This window comes from Paraburkholderia sp. PGU19 (assembly GCF_013426915.1).
Taxonomy (GTDB): Bacteria; Pseudomonadota; Gammaproteobacteria; order Burkholderiales; family Burkholderiaceae; genus Paraburkholderia.
The window spans coordinates 1,137,820-1,157,169 of record NZ_AP023180.1 but is presented as its reverse complement, the minus strand read 5'-3'; the positions used below and the strand labels follow the sequence as shown (position 1 = coordinate 1,157,169).

The window sequence follows — 19,350 nt, the reverse complement described above, 5'->3', positions numbered from 1 at the left end:
GGAGTCGAGCGCATGAAACTGGAGAACCTGATCCGGATCGAGAACGGCGAGAAAGTGAAGCACACTTTCTCCGATGCCGAATATGCAGGCCGTCAAGGCAAGCTGCGTGAACTGATGGCGCGCGAGAACATCGACGCCGTGTTGTTCACCTCGTATCACAACATCAACTATTACGCGGATTTTCTTTACTGCTCGTTCGGCCGCAAGTACGGGCTGGTCGTGACGGACAGGAAAGTCGTGTCGATCTCGGCGAATATCGACGGCGGACAGCCTTGGCGTCGTACCGTCGGCGATTACAACGTGGTCTATACCGACTGGCAGCGCGACAATTTCTTCCGTGCCGTGCAGGGCGAGATCGAGAACAAAGGCCGCGTGGGCGTCGAGTTCGATCAGATCCCCGTCGAAGTACTCGGCAAACTGAAGGCTGCGCTGCCGTCCGTCGAGTTCGTCGATATCAGCGCGCAGACCATGCGGATGCGCATGATCAAGTCGGCGGAAGAAATCGAAGTGATCAAACACGGCGCGAATGTGTGCGATGTGGGTGGCGCGGCGCTCGCGGCAGCCGTACATGAAGGCGTGCCCGAGCATGAAGTGGCGCTGGCGTCGACGCAGGCGATGGTGCGTGAAATCGCACGCCGCTTTCCCGATTCGGAACTGATGGATACGTGGACGTGGTTTCAGTCCGGCATCAATACCGATGGCGCCCACAACCCGGTGACGACGCGCAAGGTGCAGAAGGGTGACATCCTGAGCCTGAACTGCTTTTCGATGATCGCCGGTTACTACACGGCACTCGAACGCACGATGTTCTTCGATCATTGCCCGGCCGAGCATCTTCGTCTCTGGAAGGTCAATGTCGAGGTGCATGAAGCCGGGCTCAAACTCATCAAGCCGGGCGCGCGTTGCTGCGATATCGCGAATGAACTCAACAAGATCTACGCCGAATACGGGCTACTCAAGTACCGCACGTTCGGCTACGGCCATTCGTTCGGCGTGTTGTCCCACTACTACGGACGCGAAGCCGGCCTCGAATTGCGCGAAGACATCGAGACGGTGCTGGAGCCGAACATGGTTGTCTCGATGGAGCCGATGATCATGCTGCCGGAAGGCCAGCCGGGCGCGGGCGGCTACCGCGAGCACGACATTCTCGTGATCGGCGAGAAGGGCGCGACCAACATCACCGGTTTTCCGTATGGGCCGGACCACAACATCATCGGGGCTTAAGGGCCGATAGCACGAAGGCCTGCGGCATACGCCGCAGGCGATCCATCATGGCAGGAGGCTTCACCGATGTTTTCAAAAGAACAGACGATCGCAGGCTTCGATCCCGAACTGTCGAATGCGATGCTGCTCGAACGGCAACGGCAGGAAGATCATATCGAGCTGATCGCATCGGAAAACTACACGAGTCCGCGCGTGCTCGAAGCACAAGGTTCGGTGCTGACCAACAAGTACGCGGAAGGCTATCCCGGCAAGCGTTATTACGGCGGATGCGAGCATGTGGACGTGGTCGAGTCGCTTGCGATTGAACGGGCCCGACAGCTTTTCGGCGCAGCATATGCGAACGTTCAACCGCACAGCGGCTCGCAGGCCAACGCAGCCGTGTATCTGGCCTTGCTCGCACCGGGCGACACCATTTTCGGCATGAGCCTCGCGCACGGCGGTCATCTGACGCACGGTGCGAAAGTGTCGTTTTCCGGCAAGGTGTTCAATGCGGTGCAATACGGCGTCGATGCATCAACCGGGTTGATCGATTACGACGAAGTCGAACGGCTCGCGCTCGAGCATCGGCCGAAGATGATCGTTGCGGGTTTTTCGGCGTACTCGCGTGTGCTCGACTTTGCACGCTTTCGTGAGATCGCTGATCGAATCAGCGCGTATCTTTTCGTCGATATGGCGCATGTGGCGGGCCTCGTTGCCGCGGGTCTTTATCCGAATCCCATTCCGTTCGCGGATGTCGTGACGACGACCACGCACAAGACCTTGCGCGGTCCGCGCGGCGGCCTGATTCTCGCGCGTGCAAATGAAGCGATCGAAAAGAAGCTCAACTCGATGGTTTTTCCGGGCACGCAAGGCGGGCCGTTGATGCACGTGATCGCGGCGAAAGCGGTCGCCTTCCGGGAAGCACTCGGGGCGGAGTTCGTTGCGTATCAGAAGCAGACATTGGCCAATGCACGCGCGATGGTGGCCGTTTTCATCGAACGCGGCTATAAGATCGTATCGGGCGGCACCGACGATCACCTGTTCCTGGTGGATTTGATCGATAAAGGCATTACCGGCAAGGACGCGGACGCCGCGCTCGGCCGCGCGCATATCACCGTGAACAAGAATGCGGTGCCGAACGACCCACAATCGCCATTCGTGACGAGCGGCATCCGCATCGGCACGCCCGCGCTAACCACGCGCGGCTTCGACGAGAACGATGCGAAGCTCACGGCATCGCTCGTATGCGATGTGCTCGACCATCTGGGCGATGCACAGACGGAGGCCCGCGTACGCGAGCAGGTCGCGCAGCTTTGCGCGCGATTGCCTGTATATGACCGTTGATGGTTTGACGGCGACGCGGATGCATCGACATATAGTGGTTAATAGAACCTGCTAACGAGGAGACGTACATGAAGCAAAGCGTGGTGATAGGAGAGCTTGCGGCACCGGATTACGCGCGCCGCATCGGCGACGGCTGGCCGGTGCTGATACCCCTCGGCGCACTGGAGCAGCACGGGCCGCACATGTCGATGAACCCCGATGTGCTGCTGCCGACGGCGATCGGCATTGCCGTCGCGCAAAACATCGATGCACTCGTTGCGCCCGCCATCGCCTACGGCTACAAGTCACAGCAAAAGAGCGGCGGCGGCAATCATCTTTGCGGCACGACGAGTCTGGACGGTCATACGTTGTCGTCGACCATCAAAGACATCCTCAAGGAATTCGCGCGTCACGGCGCGCGCAAGATCTGCCTGATCAACGGCCACTTCGAGAACTCGATGTTCGCCGTCGAAGGTATCGATCTTGCGTTGCGCGAGCTGCGCTGGGAGGGCATTCACGACGTCCAGGTCGTGCTGCTGTCGTACTGGGACTTCGTTACGGAAACGACGATCGCGCGGATCTACCCGGAAGGTTTTCCGGGCTGGGCTGTCGAGCATGGCGGCGTATTGGAGACTTCGCTGATGTTGCATCTGCATCCGCATCTGGTCGACATGTCGCAGGTGCCCAGGCATGCGGCGGCGACGTTTCCGCCCTACGATGTGTTTCCGCCGATACCCGAATGGACGCCCGCATCGGGATGTCTTTCGTCTGCCGCAGCCGCCACGGCTGAAAAAGGAAAGCTGCTATTCGACGTCTGCGTTGAAGGTATGTCGCAGGCACTGAGCGAGGCGTGGCAAGCCCGCGCCAACGTATCGCTTGCATCGCGAGCCTGAAACCGGGGGAAGAGCCATGAGCACGCATGAGAGCAGTCACACGCGACAGACAGTGGACGCCGACAAGGCGTGGAGCATCGAGCAGCACGCAATCGATCCCATACCCCGCAAAGACCGGCATGGCACGCCAGCCGAACTCTTCAAGATGTGGATCGGCGCAAACACGAACTATGTAGTCGTCGTCACTGGCGCGCTGGCGCTCTCGCAAGGGTTGTCGCTATGGCAGGCGTTGCTGGCGATCCTGGTGGGCAATGCGTTCGGCTGTTTCGTGCTCGGTCTGACGACCATCATGGGGCCGAAGACGGGCACATCGGGCATCATGACGTCGCGAAGTTCCTTCGGGCAACTCGGCTCTTTCCTGCCGAAAGCCGTCAGTCTGATTTCGGCATTGAGCTGGTTCTCGATCAATTCCGTCGTCGCGACCCAGGCGCTCGAATCGCTGCTGAAAATGGGCGGCTTTCACAGTCACGGCGTGGTGTGGGTCTCGCTTGCGATCATTCTGGCCGCGGAGATCGTGCTCGCGATCTTCGGTCACGCCACGATCATTGCAGCGGAAAAATGGATCGCAGTCGTACTCGCCGTCCTGTTTGCGGGACTCGCCGCATTCGTATTGCCGCACACGAGCCTCGCAATCGCATCGCAGGTCAATCATGGTGGCGGGTCGTTCAGCACGTGGCTGATCGCAATGGGGATCGTGTTTTCTTATCCGATCGGCTGGGCTAATTTCGCCTCGGACTACAGCCGCTATTTCCCGGCGGAAACGAGCTGGAAGAAGATCGTACTCGCGGCGGGCGGCGGCCAGTTCGTCGCGCTGGTGTTCTGCGAAGTGATCGGCGTGCTGTTTGCAACGGCGCTCGGCGGATCGCTCGGCGATGACCCCGTCAGCCAGTTATCGCGTTTCCTGCCGACGTGGTTCATCGTACCGCTGCTGTTCGCGATCATTCTCGGCGGCATCGCGGCCAACGTGCCCAACGGCTATACGGCGGGTCTCGGTCTGCTCGCGTTGCGCATTCCGATCAACCGCATTACGTCGCTGGCGATCATCGCATTGTTCACATTGACGTTTCGTATCGTCACTGTGTTCTACGGACAGTTCTTCGACATGTACCAGGTCTTTCTCAACTACATGGTCTTCTGGACTGCGCCTTGGGCCGCGATTGTCGTCGTCGACTACTTCATGCGCGGCGGCCGCTATCGCACCGACGACTGGATGAAGTGGGGCAGTGGCGCGTACTGGTACACGGGCGGAATCTTCTGGCCTGGCATCATTGCGTGGGCGCTTGGGATCGTCGCGTCGATCGTGTTCTCCAACTCGCCGACCTATGTCAGTCCGTTGATGCGTGATTTTCTCGGCTGGGGCGACCTGAGTTTCGAGTTCTCCCTGCTGACAGGCGGTATTGCCTACTTCCTGCTCGCGCGCCGACATCCGCTCTTTCACACATCGTCGTCTGGGGATCGCCTGCAAGGCGACGTGCATTCCAGCTCGATCTGATAGTTATCAGCCAAGGTTGCCCGCTGTATTCGCCGACGTTGCAAAACGTCTGCGGATACAGCGGGTTTTTTGCATTTGCGCTGCTCCAATGCACCCATTGATTTCGCAATAAGAGTGTCCCGCTAACGTATACCCTCGATGTCGAAAACAGAAAGTACTGCGTCGAGACTGGAAATGTTCATTGATATTGGACTCCTACCATGCACTCAAGCAGGCTCGTTCGATTGAGGTTCGATTGAAAGAGCCGCAGCAATGCGTGAGCGCATGTTGCCGCCCGCGCACCGTCATCGCATCATCAGGTCTGGAGAGAGTCAATGAGCACGAGAAGAACCTTGTCGGGCGATTCCGCGAGCAGCGTCATCGCGCCTTCAGGAGCAGGTGACAGTTCCATGAACGAATCGGTCGACCCCAAACTGCTGAGACGCGCGGCATGCGCGAGCTTTATCGGCAACTTTGTCGAATGGTTCGATTACGCGTCGTACGGCTATCTCGCGACGATCATTGCCGTCGTGTTCTTTCCGAAGACGGACGGCAGCACAGGACTGCTGGCGGCATACGGCGTATTCGCCATTTCGTTCATCGTACGGCCGATTGGCGGCATTGTCTGGGGGCACTTCGGTGACAAGATCGGCCGGCGGACATCGTTGTCGCTGTCCATTCTGATCATGTCGTGCTCGACTTTCGTCATTGCGCTATTGCCGACCTACGCGCAGGTCGGAATGCTCGCGCCCGTCCTGCTTCTGCTAGTACGCGTGATTCAGGGCTTTTCGGCCTCGGGCGAATACGCGGGCGCTTCGGCATTCCTTGCCGAATACGCGCCGGCTAACCGGCGTGGCGTCTATACGAGCATCGTCCCGGCGAGCACGGCGGCAGGGCTGCTGTTCGGCTCGATTCTCATCGCTGTATTGCATGCCGTGTTGAGCAGCGAGCAGCTGCATTCGTTCGGATGGCGTTTGCCGTTTCTGCTGGCGGCACCGTTTGGTCTGATCGGACGGTACATTCGCGTGAAACTGGAGGACACGCCGCGTTTCAAGGCGCTGGAGCAAGACCACCACGTTGCGCGCGCGCCCATTGCCGAACTGCTGGGCAAGCATCGGATGAAGATGCTGATCGCGTTCGGCGTGACGTGCCTGAATGCCGTCGCGTTCTATCTGGTGCTGAGCTATATGCCGACCTATCTGTCGACGGAATTGGGCATGGACGAGACGGCATCGTTCATCGCCGCAACGATCTCGCTGACGGCTTATATCGGGCTGGTGTTCGTGATGGGGGCACTGTCGGACCGCATCGGCCGCAAGTCGATGCTGATCGGCGCGTCGATTCTGTTCGCGGTGTTGACCGTGCCGCTCTTCAAGGGGCTGGCAGGCGCGAGCTTCATGATGATCGTCGCGATCCAGGTCGCCTTCGGCGCATTGCTGACGATGAACGATGGCACGCTGCCGTGCTTCCTGTCGGAGATTTTTCCGACACGGGTGCGCTATAGCGGCTTCGCGTTTTGCTTCAATGCGGCGAATGCGCTCTTCGGTGGCACGGCCCCGCTGGTCGCGACATGGCTGATCGGGGCGACGGGCAACAAGCTTGCGCCAGCATGGTATCTGGTCGGCGCGGCAGGTATCGCGCTGATCGCGATGATCTTCAGCCGCGAGACTTCGCAGGCACCGTTGGCCGATGAGTGAACCGTCCATGAGCATTGCAGCCGGTTCATTCGAGGTCGAGGTACGAACAAAGGCGCCCCGAACCGATCTTGCGTTCCGTGACAGAAGGCCGCCCGTGCGGTTCGGAATCGTCCTTCTGCCGAATTTCACGCTGACCGCATTTTCCGGCTTTGTGGATCTCTTGCGTCTTGCCAGCGACGATGCCGATTTCAGCAAGCCAGTGCGGTGCGCTTGGACGATAGTCGGCGAAACACTGACGCCAGTGAGGGCGAGTTGCGGCATTCAGGTCCAGCCGTGGCAGACCTTCGACGAAGCAGGGCACTTCGATTATGTGGTCGTGATCGGCGGCTTGCTGCATTCGGGACCGGGCGTTAGCGACGCCACGCTTCGGTTCATTCGCCGTGCCGCCGGTGCGTCGTCCACGCTCGTGGGCATTTGCACCGGCGTGTTCGCGCTGTCAAGCGCAGGTGTGATGGATGGACATCGTGTGTGCGTCAGCTGGTTTCACTACTGGGACTACATTGAACGCTTTCCACATGTCGACGAAAGCCGGCTTGTCGCCGACCGGCTCTTTGCGATCGATGGGCGCCGCATCACGTGCTCGGGTGGTCGCGCTTCCATCGATGTGGCAGCGGCGATCCTGCAGCGGCATATCGATGTTGCGACCGTTCAGAAAGCGCTGCGTATCCTTCTGGTTGAAGACGCGCAGCGCCCGAGCGCGCCACAACCGCATCCGCCCGGCACCGAGCCCGTGACGCATCCCCGGGTGAGGCGAGTCGTTCATCTGATGGAGCAGCACATCGGGCGACCGTTGAGCATGGAGGAACTGGCCGATCGGGTCGAGGTATCCGTGCGTCAACTCCAAAGGCTATTCAAGACACAGACGGGCGAATCGCCCTTGGCGTACGCGCGGCGGATGCGGTTGAAGACGGCTGCATGGCTGCTGACGGACTCGGACCGGACGGTGGCGGATATCGCCGCAACCTGCGGCTTTTCGGATGCCTCTCACATGGGACGCGAATTTCGGCGCGAGTATGGCGTCGCCCCGAACGTGTATCGCGCCGCTCGGGGGAGCTTGCCCGTAGGCGTTTGCGGCGATGGGCAAACACCAATGGCTCGCCGCAAACTGGCCAATTGTTCTGCGAGGCTATGACTATTGTTTGACTTCGCGTGTTTTTTCCTTCAACTATTTCCAGGTGTGGCAGATACAACGCACACCTCGTGCCTGGCGACACCGTCTCGGACGCGCGGCGTTAGCGGCCATATTGCTGGTGGTTTTTGTTGCACGCGACTTTAAAGTTTTTCAGATCGGTGCCGAAATAGCGGAGTGTCGACGGGAAGCGCAACGCTTCTCGCACTTTCTCCTTTCTCTGCGTCACCGGTCAAAGATGAACATGGATAATTGTCGCGAGACGGCTGTTACAAGGATGGCGAAAAATACATCGAGCCAACGCCAGAGGAATATCGGTGACGGGGATTCATCGTCAGTCGTCGAATGGATCGAAGAAACCGCCGGTGTTTGGCTGGCGGCAGTGTTCACGGTTATTGCAGGGGCTGGAACGATTCTCCAGGTCGTCGCATTCTTCCGCTAGTTCCCATCTGGAATTGGCCTATTCGAAGGTTGCACTCAACGAGAACTGCACGGCGTTTCCGCTGGGTCTTGCATGGGCGGCGAACTCGTTGACCCACCGGAGATTCGCGGAAACAGGCGTTTTCCCGATCTTGCCAGCCCAGCCTACGATCGGACCCATGCCGACGGAATAGCCCTTCGCGCCACCGATCAGATCAGCGGTGGGACCGGTATCGTTGCCGAGCTGCTGAATCCACCCGCCGACCACGCCTACGCTCCACCCGCTCCTGAAGCGCTTGAGCGCCAGCACATCGAGTACGCTGACCGCGGCATTGTGATAGTTCGTGTCGCTATTCGTTGTATAGAACTCGACGCCGTAGTTGACGGTCAGCTCGACGTTGTTCTTCGGGAATACCTTCGTATAGGCAATAGTGGGTGTAAATGTCCACGTGTTCTGACCGGCATTGGCGAGACGATTGGGATTGTAAGCGCCCGTCGGTGCGTAGATTTGCAGGCTCAGCGCAGTGTAGTCGGTTGGCGAGAGACGATATCCGGCAATGACGGGTGCGAAGAAGATATCGGCGAACTGGGTACCATGATCGGGACGCAGAAGGCCGTTGAACGACGACGCATTGGAATATTGAACAGGTACACCAATCGACGAAGCAAAGTTCCATCCAGCCAGGCTGACACCCCATGTCTTCACCAGGTTGGCGATCGTGTAGACAACCTGATAATCCAGGCCACCCGTTATCTGATTCCCTGTAGATACTTTCTTGCTGGCACTGAGGGAGCCGTCGTAATAGATGGTCGCCCATGAAACGATCCACTCGCTGGTGGGGGGACGATTCCCCCGTATGGCGTGACCTGTTGACCGGTTATCGGACGACCGACCCCCGTTTCAGTCGCCGACGAATTTTGAGGTATGCCGGCGACACAAAGGGTCACCAGCAGACTATTGGTCACGTGTCGAATCCAGCGACGCTTATGCATAGTGTTGTCTCACGATTCTGCTTGGGATTCGCGAATGGCGCCAAAGGCGCAGACAGGCCTGCCGCAACGAATGGGCATTCCATGAGGTTTCGCGCGTTGACGTGGGTTTGAGCGTGAAGGCCGCGAGTATGGGCCGACCCCGGACGGTTCCAGAGATCGGCCCATTACTCAGGTTCGGTGAGGCAATCAGGTTCTTGCTGGATCTTTCAGAGGCACGCGAACCGGGCCGCCCACACTATTGAAGATGAGGTCGCCGTTCGGCGCGTACTGGATGATGGCGTAAGCGCCGTTGCCGAGATTGTCTTTGCCAAACTCGACGCGTTGTACGGTTTTGCCTGTGTTCCAGTCGAGACCCGTCAACTCCCAGCCAGTCTTTTTGTAATAGCCATTCACAAAGACGATACCCGACGCTGAACTGACGCTCGGTACCATGCTGATCGAAATCACATCGCTTCTTGTCCAGACCGAATGCCATTGATGTGTCTTCGGGTTCCACTCGAAACGCTCGGTACCGTGGCCCGGCTGGTTGACGGGGCCAAGCGCCAGTACGTCGACAAGCTTGTCCTTCTCGCCCGATTCCGAAATGTTGTTGACCACGAAGGCGCCATAGCCATTCACAACCACCGACTGTTCGGTCTGAACGAATTTCGGCAGCGGCGTCAATCCGGCCGTCACGGCGATCTGGCCTGCTATACGGTTAGACTTCGCTCCCGCTGGCGCCTTCCAGCCGGTCGGGATTTCATTACGCCAGAACGCGACCAGATGCATGCGATTCGCGCCGTCGGTGATCACGACGAGCTGGTCCTGATCCCGTCCGAATCCCATCAGCGTGGGCGTGGAACCCGAGCCATTGCCAAGCTTGATGGTTGGGGGCTGATCGCCGGTGTCGTACGGCGAGGCCCAGGCGCCATCCGCAGGATTGTCGGAGAGTTTCGTGCCCGTCCAGACCAGCTTATGCATGACCTTGTTCGAGGCAATGTAGATGCCGTTCTGAGCGTCGATCGCAAATGAGTTAGTCACGACCTCACCCGGTGCGAGACGCATCGTTTGGTCTTTTCCTTCAAGTGAGCGGTCAAGGACACTCACCGTGAAATTAGACGCGACGACGAGCTTTCCGTCATACGTGATGCCCATACCCACGAGGTACGCATCCGGACCAATAATCGAACGCATATTGATGGTCTTGATGACCTTTATCCCCGCGGACGGGTTCTCTTCGTCGATCAGGCTGAATTTCGTCAAGAAGCCGTCGGCAGTGTTGTAGTACACATCGTTATTCTTGTCGACAACCGAATAGACACCATTGACCGCGCGCGTCCAGTCGAGGCCATAGATATCAGTGACCGCTTTTTGCACTTGCGCAACCTTGGTGAACTGCTGACCGAGAACCTTGTCGTGCAACTGCGCAGAGATGACCTTCTGGCCTGGAGCCGTCATGCGGGCGATCTCCTTGAACCCGCCATTCGACACGTCGATGTAGGTGACACCTTCACTGGAGACACCCCACATATAAGACGGAGACGTCGATGCGAGCGTCATGATGTTGACGGGGCCCGCGACAATCCGTTTTTCTTTTCGAAGATCGACTTCGAACGTGCCGCGCGGAACGGCATACGGAAAGGAATCGCTCTGGGACGAATCGAAATGGGTAATGGCGTATTTTTCTGCCGCCAGATAAGGATTGGGTTTCGGATTGGCGGGGAGGTCTTGCGCAAGGAGAGCGAATGCAGGAATGAGGGCAGCGATACCAGCCAGCAAACGAAAACGTTTCGACATTAAGTGTCCTTTATCATGGAATTGCGATCATCCAGTTAAACGTGGAAGCGGTTGTTGTCTAAACTCTCAAAAGAAAATGCTCCAGGTAGTGACAGGGCCTCTCGATGCGCGAAGTGACCGGGATCACATGCCAGTTTCCGGGTAAATCGACAGTCTTCGGGAAGCCAGGTCCCGCTCACTCGCCAGCCGTTCTCCGAGACTGAAGCCATACGACGCCGTGCATAGCGTGGCGTGGTGATGAAATCCTCTCCAGCCACGGCCCGAATAGTGGTCAAGTCCGAAATCCTGCCGAAGTTCCTCGTGGTCCCGATCGGTGCGCCAGTGGTAATGTGCGGCGGCGACGAGTTCATTGATCGACGTGTCTTCCGGTAGCGTCGAAAGCCAGTATCTGACAGGTTCTGGCTCGCCCAGCGGCCACTTCAATAACAGCCATTGCTGTGGCTGCAGTCGCGTCCAGCATGCGTAGCTGTCGGCATACTGCACCCGCGCCACGCCAAAGCGGCTGCTTCTCAGATTGCCGTTCCCTTCGCGCCAACTGATTGTCTGCAACGCGTGCGCGGGCAATTCCATGGCCAGTGCTCTGACGCTGATGGGGTAGTGCCCGGCCGTACGCCACGTCTGCGACGCCAGGCGTCCCGTTTCCCTGTATCCCGTCGACGGTAGCGATTCGGCTTGCGGGCGCCAGACGCGTGCTTGCGACGTAACACCCAATACGTACGGCAGTCCGAGGTCAATCAACCCTTGCCTGAAGTCGGGGTCCATTCCGTAGCTGACATCGGCGAGCACGGGACGTGAGGGCGTTCCTGCGGCAAGCAGCCTTTCGATCTGTTGAAGCGCAAGTTTCGGTCTGGTCGCAAACTGCACGTCGGCGGGGACGCCTGCCTTCCTGCGCCGGATCGGATCGTCGGCCCATGCGCGCGGCAGATACAGCCGCCAGCCGACAGGCAGACTGGCACTTTCGCAGGCCAGCGAAACACTCACGGCAATTTGACATTTGTCATATCTGGCCGATGCTTCGTGAATTTGTCTCGCGACGCCCACTGGCTGGCTGCCACGCTTCGCAAACGTGTTGCAGTCGATGATCCACCAGCCGCTGCGGGACAAACCCGCCATTTGCGGGGTCACCCAGCGGGCGACCTGTCTCAGCAGTTCCTCATCGCACCACGGGGCTCTGGCGACGAAATGATGTAGCGCCTGACGCATTGCTTCCGCGCGTGCGGGTTGAAGATTTTCAGCAATGGCATTGGTGCTCTTTCGCTCCGACGGTCGCATCAGTCCCGTGCAATAGTCGCGCAGGCCGGCAATATGATGCTTGTGTCGGAACCCTTGAGAAAGATGTTCCAGGTACTCATCAAACCGTTGAGATGTACTCATTGCATTGGAATAGCTTCATTGGACGTCAGTTAGACTCAGGGAGCTTGACGTTTGAGTGCTGCGTCTGCATGAGGCGAACATGACATTCCCGTCATGTTTGACGCGGCGTAAGTCTTGAGGAAAACGGCAAAGCGGAAACAGACTTCCAGGGAAACCGTCGCTTTGATATTGTGGTGCGCTTGCCGGAGGATCTTCGGACCGCAAGTGATTCAAACGAGGTAACAGGTAATGCGAATTCTGATTGTCGAAGACGAAGGCAAGACAGGCTTATATCTACGCAAGGGTTTGACGGAAGCAGGATATATCGCCGACTGGGTGGAGGACGGCATCTCCGGGCAGCATCAGGCTGAAACGGAGGACTACGACCTGCTCATCGTCGATGTGATGCTGCCAGGGCAGGACGGCTGGACACTGTTGCAGAACCTCAGACGCAGCAAGTCGACACCGGTTCTCTTCCTCACCGCGAGAGACGACGTGGGAGACCGCATCCGGGGGCTGGAACTCGGTGCTGACGACTATCTCGCGAAGCCCTTTGATTTTGTCGAACTGACTGCACGCGTCAAGTCGATCCTTCGTCGCACGCGGCTGCAGGACTCGAACACGCTCCGTGTGTCCGACCTCGAACTCGACCTCACGCGTCGTAAGGCGACAAGGCAGGGCAAAGTCATTCTGTTGACGGCAAAAGAGTTTGCGCTGCTTTGGCTTTTGATGAGGCGTGAAGGGGAGATCCTTCCGCGCGCGATCATTGCGTCACAGGTGTGGGATATGAATTTCAGCAGCGACACGAACGTGGTGGATTCGGCCATCCGCCGTCTGCGTTCCAAACTGGACGACCCTTTCGAATCCAGGCTGATTCATACCGTCAGAGGCATGGGCTACGTTCTGGAAATGCGGGCCCAGGTGACACCGTGATTCGCTCATGAAGCACGCATAGACGCTTTCATTCGACGCGTTGTGCGGACAAATGCGTGGCTAATATCTATTGCGGATCTTTTGTGCTTTCTCAAACTTGCCCCTGTCGTCGGCGTGCTTAATCCCATGCCCGCAGCGGGCGCAGTACTATTCTCTCGTCGACATCGCGAGTACCACGAGCCGGATTGGTATTGCGGAATCGGCCGATTCCTGATGGCAAGGTAAGAGGCTGGACCGGGCAGCTGTCTGCCGCTGGAAAAGGAATTCAAATGCGTCGTGGATGGGGAATTCTGAGGTCGACAGCGTATGCGAGCTGCGGGACAAACGCGGGCGCAATATCGTCAACCTGCCGCGTTATGGCTTGCACTTCGCGGCACTAGCCGGTGGCAGCTAATCATGCTTCGTTATTTGCCCGGTAGCCTGCGTGTACGGCTCACCGTGCTGCTCGTCTTTTATGCGTCGGTTGCGTTCGCGATCAGCGGATTCGCCGTCTATGAAGCGATGATGAACCGTGTCGAAGCGAATGCGGCCGATCAGATGGAAGAGGTGATGTCGGCTCTCGAGGTTCACCTCTCCGGACTGAAATCGACGGCCGGGATCAACCGCGATCCGGATGTCTGGGAGGAGCACGTGCATGGGCGCGAGTACATGGCATTCGCTATTTTTGACATGGCGGGTAAGGATCTGCTGACGACGCGAGGCTTTCGCAACTACTCGCCGGTACTGGATGTGCAGACGCCAAACAATCCCGTCAGTCTTTCCACACCCACGACCGCGTTACGATATCTGGTGACCATCGTTCCGCTCGACGGACGTAACAGCACGGCTGTCCGTGTCGTCGTACAGTACGACGGCAGTGAAGAGCGCGAATTGGTAAGGTCGAACGCAGAGATCATCTTTATCACGGAGACGGTCGGCATTCTGCTTGCGGCAATCTCGGCTTACGGCGTGACGATGCTAGGGCTGAGCCCTCTGCGCCGCATTGTCACGCGAGCCGAGGAAATGTCGATCAGCCGGCTCGGGCAACCGTTGCCGAAGCTCACCAGCTCGGATGAACTGTTGGAACTAGGGCAGGCCTTCAACGGCATGCTGGCGCGTCTGGATGACTCGTTCACACGCTTGAGTGAGTTCTCTTCCAATCTCGCACATGATTTGCGCACCCCGCTCACGAATCTGCGAGCTGCGGCTCAGGTCGCTCTCGCGCAGTCGCGTGCTGCGCCCGAATACCGCGAAGTGATTGAGTCGAGCATAGACGAGTACGAGCGTTTGTCCCGAATGATCGACGACATGCTATTTCTCGCGCGCGCGGAGCGAGCCGACCTGTCACTATCGATCTGCGAGTTCGACGCGGCGGCGGAAGCGCGTCGCGTCGCCGGCTTTTACGAATCGTTGGCGCAAGCGGCGGATATCACCATCCACGTGCGTGGGCACGGGATCATCCATGCCGATTTGCTGTTATATCAGCGCGCGGTCAGCAACCTGCTCGCTAATGCGATCGCGTACGCGCCACGCAATTCGACGATCGACATTGAATGTTGGGAGCAACCGGGCGCGGTAGTGGTTCTGTTGTCCGATCGCGGCCCAGGGATTGCTCCGCCGCATGTAGAACGGATCTTCGAACGGTTCTACCGCGCCGATCCGACCCGGGAAAGCGCTATTTCCCGCAGTACAGGACTCGGGCTCGCCATCGTCAAATCGATCATGGATTTGCACCATGGATCGTGCGGTGTGAGAAGTGATCCTGCCGTCGGCACGACATTCTGGTTACGGTTTGTGTTACGGGAAAAGACAGTGAGTTCACCATCATGACAAACCTGATCGATGCACAGCATGGCACGTATGGTTGCTTTGATGCTAGAGCGAAGATCGCAAACACGGCGCGTCGGAGAGGCAAGTTTTGACACTATTGAACCATGCATGAATTATCCAAACGTGGTTTCGGTGATACAAGAACAATGGCGAACACCCGATATCGAAGTGCACCTTGAGTTTTTATTTTTTTGAAAACAATCTTCTACGCGTTTTGGTCACGTAGCAGTTCTATTTCGGGGGTGCGCTGGAGTGTCACACCAAAACGAAAGTGCTTCAAATCAATGGAATACTCCGCAATCTGATTCGTCAGATTACCGATTGCTTATGCTTTACAAGCTGTCGGGAGATTTCCATGTACTTAGGAGTTTGAAGCATGAAACAACATGTCATTCTCGCCTGCGCAGTGAGTACCTTTGCGGTGAGTGCGCACGCACAAAGCAGCGTCACTCTCTATGGCTCGATCGACACGGGCATCACCTATGCAAACAACGTCGGCGGGAAGAGTGTTTGGCAGCAGGGTAGCGGAAACCTGTCGAACAACTACTTTGGCTTGCGCGGTGCCGAGGATCTCGGCGGTGGGCTGAAGGCCATCTTTACGTTGGAAAGCGGTTTTGATCTGAACAACGGGGGCTTTCATAACAGCGACGATATGTTCAACCGTCAAGCCTTCGTCGGCCTGAAGAGTGACGCGTATGGCGCCGTGACGCTGGGACGTCAATACGACTCGACCTCGGAGTATCTCGGGCCGCTGTCGACCGCAGGCGCGGGCTTCGGCAACAATCTCGCCGGCCATCCGTTCGACAACGACAACCTGGCGCAGACGTACTCGACAAAAAATGCGGTCAAGTACACGAGCCCGAACTACGCGGGCATCCAGTTCGGCGGCATGTATGGCTTCAGCAACGACGCGAGCGGATTTGCAAACGGCCGCACGTGGAGCCTGGGCGTAAAGTATGGTACGGGTCCGCTGAACGTCGCGGCGGGTTACACACAATCGGATAACTCGGGTGGGCTCGGCGGGGCGAACAGCGCAGCGTCGGCAAGCCAGAACATTTCGGCGACGCTTCAGCGTACTTACGGTTTGGGTGCCACCTACGCATTCGGGCCGGCGCAGGTTGGTCTCGTGTGGACGCATTCACAGATCGACGGTCTCGCGAGCCTGTCGAGTGGCGGCGCTGCACTGCCCGGCCTGACGGGGATGAACCTGCATCTCGACAATTACGAAATCAACGGCCAGTACAGGCTTACGCCGGCGCTGGCAGTCGTCAGTTCTTACACGTTCACTGACGGCACAGTGACAGGCAGCAACAGCAGCAATTCGCCGACGTGGCATACGTTCGTTCTAGGTACGGACTATTCGCTTAGCAAGCGTACGGACGTGTACCTGGCCGGCGTGTACCAGCATGCTTCCGGCTCGCTCGGTTATGACGCGAACGGCAACGGCATCGCGAACGTGGCATCCATCAACATGTTGTCGCCGTCGTCAACCAACAACCAGGTTGCAGCAACGATCGGACTGCGTCACCGCTTCTGATCAACGGCAAATCGGGCAGATAGCGCAATCCGTTGTCTGCCCGTCGGGAAGCGGGGGGCACACAGTCGACATCCACTCGCATGGCTCATGGGCCTTCGTCAGGTAGAACGACGGCGAAGGCCCACCTGGTCATGCAGGGAAAGTACTGTTGGAAGCCGTTCACAAACCGTAAAGGCATCACGTCGATGCGTGACGGGTCGAAGCGGGGCAGTGGGACGATGTGCGCGTAAGCGCGTTGCAGGAAGGTGAATAGAAACCGGGCCGCCCGAGTACCGGACTGCGCCCATGAATGTCCGTATGCATGCGCTGGCACATGCATACCGCGACGGAACTAGAACCGGTACGCCAGACCTACCGATCCGAAGATAGCAGCCTTGTGTTCGACGACGGGGCTGTCGGCTGCGTCGCCCACCAGACTGGACACACCCAGCACGGCAGCCGTGCTCCAGTGCGGGTTGAACTGGTGCTTCCATATGACGCTGGCGTCGACCCCCTTGATGCCCGCTGAGGGCGAATATCCCGCGAGCCTCGACTGGCTTGCAAGCGACTCCTGCTCGGTAACGCCGAAATAGGTATTCATATAATCCCCATTGCCGAAAGTCGCACCCACTGTCAGATTGACTGTGTTTTTCGGCGTCGCCAAAGCGGTGAAATCACCTGCGAGACGGACTTTCAGACCATATCCACTGTGCGTGGCCTGTAGCGCGTTGAGCGACGCGTGCCACTTGCCGTGACGCCAATCCACGAACGCGCCAACGCGGGCCGTGTTGGAAATGTCGTTGGTTCCCGCAAGGTGAGATGAATCGTCGGCGTCCCGACCAAAGTCGAACTGCGCAATCAGACCTGTCGAAATGCCGGCTCCGATCGGATAGCGTATTCCGGCTGAGAGCCCGGAAACGAAAAAGAGTCCATTGTCGTAAGCGAACACAGGCAACGGCAGTGCGCGATACGATGCAGCGCCGTCGTATTTGGGCATGACATTGACTTGCGCGCCAAGCGATGCCTCGGCCGGGTAAGCCGGGCTGGATGGGGTCGCCATGGCCGCGCCAATGGTTAGCGCGGCTGCGACGTGGAGATTTCGCATGAGTAATTCCTTGCATGATCGATAGGAAGGTCAGAACCGACAATGGCTGTCGAACGTCTGGACATCCATGGGGGTACGGCATCTGTGCGTCGCGACTCGTCAGGTGCGTAACAGCTGCGGTTATGGCAACCGCTTGAAAGCAGAGTCGGCGCGCCGTTGCGGATCGCTACGGTGACGGCGGGCAGTCTCGATGGCCAGGGAGAAGATCAAGCGCCGGTATTCGTCTTCAAAGATGGAGTTATCAAGTGAAGTTGCTGTTTATGGCGTAGTCTCCGGGAGAAGTGAGTAGGCATGCTTATCAAATAAAGCACGCTTGGTAAATTGAAGCGTCATGAAATATTCGAATGAGCAGTTGCAATACGCTAGTGGCTTTGGTGTTCAGGAATTTTTACTCTACCTTTGTTTTAAAGAATGAGCCGTCCGTATTGGTCATTTTTCGATAGAGGGTCTTATTCGAATGGTGAAATTTATGTTTAATCAAAGATTTGATTGTTACTTGAAGTCGAAGCTGTGAGTCGTGATAAAAACGCCTTCTGGTCTTCGTTGCAGACCCCACGAAACGATGTGGAAGATCAGACATCGTGTGGTTATGTTTTCTACAGACGAGCCGACCGTGAACAAGTGAAGAGAACTCAAGGAGCTGCCAATGAGTTATTGCCATGTGTTGATACATACGGCCAGGGCGATCCCAATCCTTCTGGTTGACCGCAGTCTTTGGCGCTCGATCCGCACTCACATCGTGGGGTTGACTATCGATATTTGCGAACTTACCGGTCGCGTCGGTGCCGTTCTTCTTTTTCCCGTTGCCGTGCCAATTGTCGCGATTCTGATCGTGGCGTCCCTGCGCCGGGAAGGATGGGAACAGGAATGCCGTCGAGTTCCGTCGTCACAGCCTGGACGCAAGATGTGCCGCGCACCGTCTGAGCCAGGTCAACCTGATGCGATAGCGCTCGTGATGTCAGTCGAGAACGGAAGGTTGCCTGGCGTGTGCCACGTGAACCGATGTCGGAATGAACCGGGGTGATTTACCTCGACAAAAGAATCCCTTTAAACAGGAAAATGCGGATGAGTAAAGCTACCAGTTTGGCAGTGGCAGTTATCGTGAGCATGGGAGTTACACCGTGGGCGGTCGCGCAGACCGCTCAACCCGCTTCGGGTGCGCAAGAGCAATCCGCACTCGCCGGGCGGGTGCAGGCGCTTCTCGCCACGGCGCCGCCCGTTGAGATCAAGGCCCGGATATCCGATATCGACCGCGCTTCGCGCATCATTACTCTGCATGGTCCGAAGGGACACGACATCGATGTCGCGATGGGTCCGCAAGTCGAAAACTTCGATCAGCTCCGCGTGGGCGATAACGTCGAAGTGCTCTACAAAAACGCGTTGCTCGTGGCCGCTGACAAGATCGCAGGCGCGGACAAGGGGATTCGCAAACGTGTCGATTCCAGCGTGTATCAGTCGACACCGTCGGGATACAGCGCCGCGCGCCAGATCGAGGTTCAGGCCACGGTGCTGGATATGGATGCCAGCAAGCGCGAGGTGCGGCTGCGAGGCGCCTATCGGACAGTCACGCTCGGAGTCGGTCCCGATATCGACTTCAAGACTTTGAAGGAGGGCGATACCGTCCATGCCGTGTTTGTGTCGGCTTATGCGACGCGGGTGACGCCCATAGACGCGCGCTAGCGCACTTGGGACGCAATGACAGTGGTGTTCGCGGCACCGATGACACTCG

Annotated in this window: 15 protein-coding genes; 11 read left to right on the top strand and 4 right to left on the bottom strand. The window is 58.0% G+C overall.

What is annotated here, in order from left to right; all coding sequences use genetic code 11:
• Positions 1-12: 12 nt before the first annotated feature.
• The 7 genes from H1204_RS22740 (at position 13) to H1204_RS22710 (ending at position 8,158) form a co-directional block, all read left to right on the top strand.
• Positions 13-1,224, top strand: a complete 1,212-nt coding sequence (locus H1204_RS22740; RefSeq protein ID WP_180733007.1) for a M24 family metallopeptidase — start codon at positions 13-15, stop codon at positions 1,222-1,224.
• Between the two features lie 66 nt (positions 1,225-1,290).
• Positions 1,291-2,547: a serine hydroxymethyltransferase gene (glyA, locus tag H1204_RS22735; protein WP_180733006.1), complete on the top strand. Its 1,257-nt coding sequence runs from the start codon at positions 1,291-1,293 to the stop codon at positions 2,545-2,547.
• A 68-nt stretch (positions 2,548-2,615) separates the two neighbouring features.
• Entirely contained in the window at positions 2,616-3,419 is an 804-nt protein-coding gene (locus H1204_RS22730; RefSeq protein WP_180733005.1) for a creatininase, read from the top strand.
• 16 nt (positions 3,420-3,435) lie between these two features.
• On the top strand, positions 3,436-4,911 hold the full coding sequence (locus H1204_RS22725; RefSeq protein ID WP_180733004.1) for a cytosine permease: 1,476 nt from the start codon (positions 3,436-3,438) through the stop codon (positions 4,909-4,911).
• A gap of 389 nt (positions 4,912-5,300) precedes the next feature.
• Positions 5,301-6,587 carry an MFS transporter gene (locus H1204_RS22720; RefSeq protein WP_198001232.1) on the top strand — a complete coding sequence of 429 codons (1,287 nt, stop codon included), beginning with the start codon at positions 5,301-5,303 and terminating at the stop codon, positions 6,585-6,587.
• Between the two features lie 7 nt (positions 6,588-6,594).
• Complete coding sequence (locus H1204_RS22715) at positions 6,595-7,719, top strand: GlxA family transcriptional regulator (RefSeq protein ID WP_180733002.1); 1,125 nt, start codon at positions 6,595-6,597, stop codon at positions 7,717-7,719.
• Complete coding sequence (locus H1204_RS22710; RefSeq protein WP_180733001.1) at positions 7,664-8,158, top strand: hypothetical protein; 495 nt, start codon at positions 7,664-7,666, stop codon at positions 8,156-8,158. The genes H1204_RS22715 and H1204_RS22710 overlap by 56 nt, the downstream gene beginning before the upstream one ends.
• A gap of 18 nt (positions 8,159-8,176) precedes the next feature.
• Here the strand turns inward: H1204_RS22710 and H1204_RS22705 are convergent, their stop codons facing one another.
• The 3 genes from H1204_RS22705 to H1204_RS22695 form a co-directional block, all read right to left on the bottom strand.
• The gene (locus H1204_RS22705) at positions 8,177-8,854 is read right to left on the bottom strand and encodes a transporter (protein ID WP_243468781.1); all 678 of its coding nucleotides are present in this window, start codon (positions 8,852-8,854) and stop codon (positions 8,177-8,179) included.
• A gap of 461 nt (positions 8,855-9,315) precedes the next feature.
• On the bottom strand, positions 9,316-10,905 hold the full coding sequence (locus H1204_RS22700) for a hypothetical protein (protein ID WP_180733000.1): 1,590 nt from the start codon (positions 10,903-10,905) through the stop codon (positions 9,316-9,318).
• Positions 10,906-11,028: 123 nt separating this feature from the next.
• Positions 11,029-12,279 (bottom strand): IS701 family transposase, encoded by a 1,251-nt coding sequence (locus H1204_RS22695; protein WP_180732999.1) that lies wholly within the window; start codon positions 12,277-12,279, stop codon positions 11,029-11,031.
• 228 nt (positions 12,280-12,507) lie between these two features.
• On the opposite strand from H1204_RS22695, the gene irlR reads away from it, so the two are divergent.
• The 3 genes from irlR (at position 12,508) to H1204_RS22680 (ending at position 16,537) form a co-directional block, all read left to right on the top strand.
• Positions 12,508-13,191 carry a heavy metal response regulator transcription factor IrlR gene (irlR, locus tag H1204_RS22690; protein WP_180732998.1) on the top strand — a complete coding sequence of 228 codons (684 nt, stop codon included), beginning with the start codon at positions 12,508-12,510 and terminating at the stop codon, positions 13,189-13,191.
• Between the two features lie 396 nt (positions 13,192-13,587).
• A complete protein-coding gene (locus H1204_RS22685) occupies positions 13,588-15,000 on the top strand; it encodes a heavy metal sensor histidine kinase (protein ID WP_274608236.1) in 1,413 nt (470 codons plus the stop codon).
• A gap of 376 nt (positions 15,001-15,376) precedes the next feature.
• Positions 15,377-16,537, top strand: a complete 1,161-nt coding sequence (locus tag H1204_RS22680; protein ID WP_180732997.1) for a porin — start codon at positions 15,377-15,379, stop codon at positions 16,535-16,537.
• Between the two features lie 331 nt (positions 16,538-16,868).
• Here H1204_RS22680 and H1204_RS22675 read toward each other — a convergent pair whose 3' ends face one another.
• Entirely contained in the window at positions 16,869-17,621 is a 753-nt protein-coding gene (locus H1204_RS22675) for a MipA/OmpV family protein (RefSeq protein WP_180732996.1), read from the bottom strand.
• Between the two features lie 1,020 nt (positions 17,622-18,641).
• On the opposite strand from H1204_RS22675, the gene H1204_RS22670 reads away from it, so the two are divergent.
• Positions 18,642-19,301 (top strand): hypothetical protein, encoded by a 660-nt coding sequence (locus H1204_RS22670; RefSeq protein WP_243468762.1) that lies wholly within the window; start codon positions 18,642-18,644, stop codon positions 19,299-19,301.
• The last annotated feature ends 49 nt before the right edge of the window (positions 19,302-19,350 follow it).

Bases quoted from the DNA above. Each gene is read 5' to 3' on its own strand.
- H1204_RS22740 (WP_180733007.1), top strand. From the start codon at position 13: ATGAAACTGGAGAACCTGATCCGGATCGAGAACGGCGAGAAAGTGAAG.
- glyA (WP_180733006.1), top strand. From the start codon at position 1,291: ATGTTTTCAAAAGAACAGACGATCGCAGGCTTCGATCCCGAACTGTCG.
- H1204_RS22730 (WP_180733005.1), top strand. From the start codon at position 2,616: ATGAAGCAAAGCGTGGTGATAGGAGAGCTTGCGGCACCGGATTACGCG.
- H1204_RS22725 (WP_180733004.1), top strand. From the start codon at position 3,436: ATGAGCACGCATGAGAGCAGTCACACGCGACAGACAGTGGACGCCGAC.
- H1204_RS22720 (WP_198001232.1), top strand. From the start codon at position 5,301: ATGAACGAATCGGTCGACCCCAAACTGCTGAGACGCGCGGCATGCGCG.
- H1204_RS22715 (WP_180733002.1), top strand. From the start codon at position 6,595: ATGAGCATTGCAGCCGGTTCATTCGAGGTCGAGGTACGAACAAAGGCG.
- H1204_RS22710 (WP_180733001.1), top strand. From the start codon at position 7,664: ATGGGCAAACACCAATGGCTCGCCGCAAACTGGCCAATTGTTCTGCGA.
- H1204_RS22700 (WP_180733000.1), bottom strand. From the start codon at position 10,905: ATGTCGAAACGTTTTCGTTTGCTGGCTGGTATCGCTGCCCTCATTCCT.
- H1204_RS22695 (WP_180732999.1), bottom strand. From the start codon at position 12,279: ATGAGTACATCTCAACGGTTTGATGAGTACCTGGAACATCTTTCTCAA.
- irlR (WP_180732998.1), top strand. From the start codon at position 12,508: ATGCGAATTCTGATTGTCGAAGACGAAGGCAAGACAGGCTTATATCTA.
- H1204_RS22685 (WP_274608236.1), top strand. From the start codon at position 13,588: ATGCTTCGTTATTTGCCCGGTAGCCTGCGTGTACGGCTCACCGTGCTG.
- H1204_RS22680 (WP_180732997.1), top strand. From the start codon at position 15,377: ATGAAACAACATGTCATTCTCGCCTGCGCAGTGAGTACCTTTGCGGTG.
- H1204_RS22675 (WP_180732996.1), bottom strand. From the start codon at position 17,621: ATGCGAAATCTCCACGTCGCAGCCGCGCTAACCATTGGCGCGGCCATG.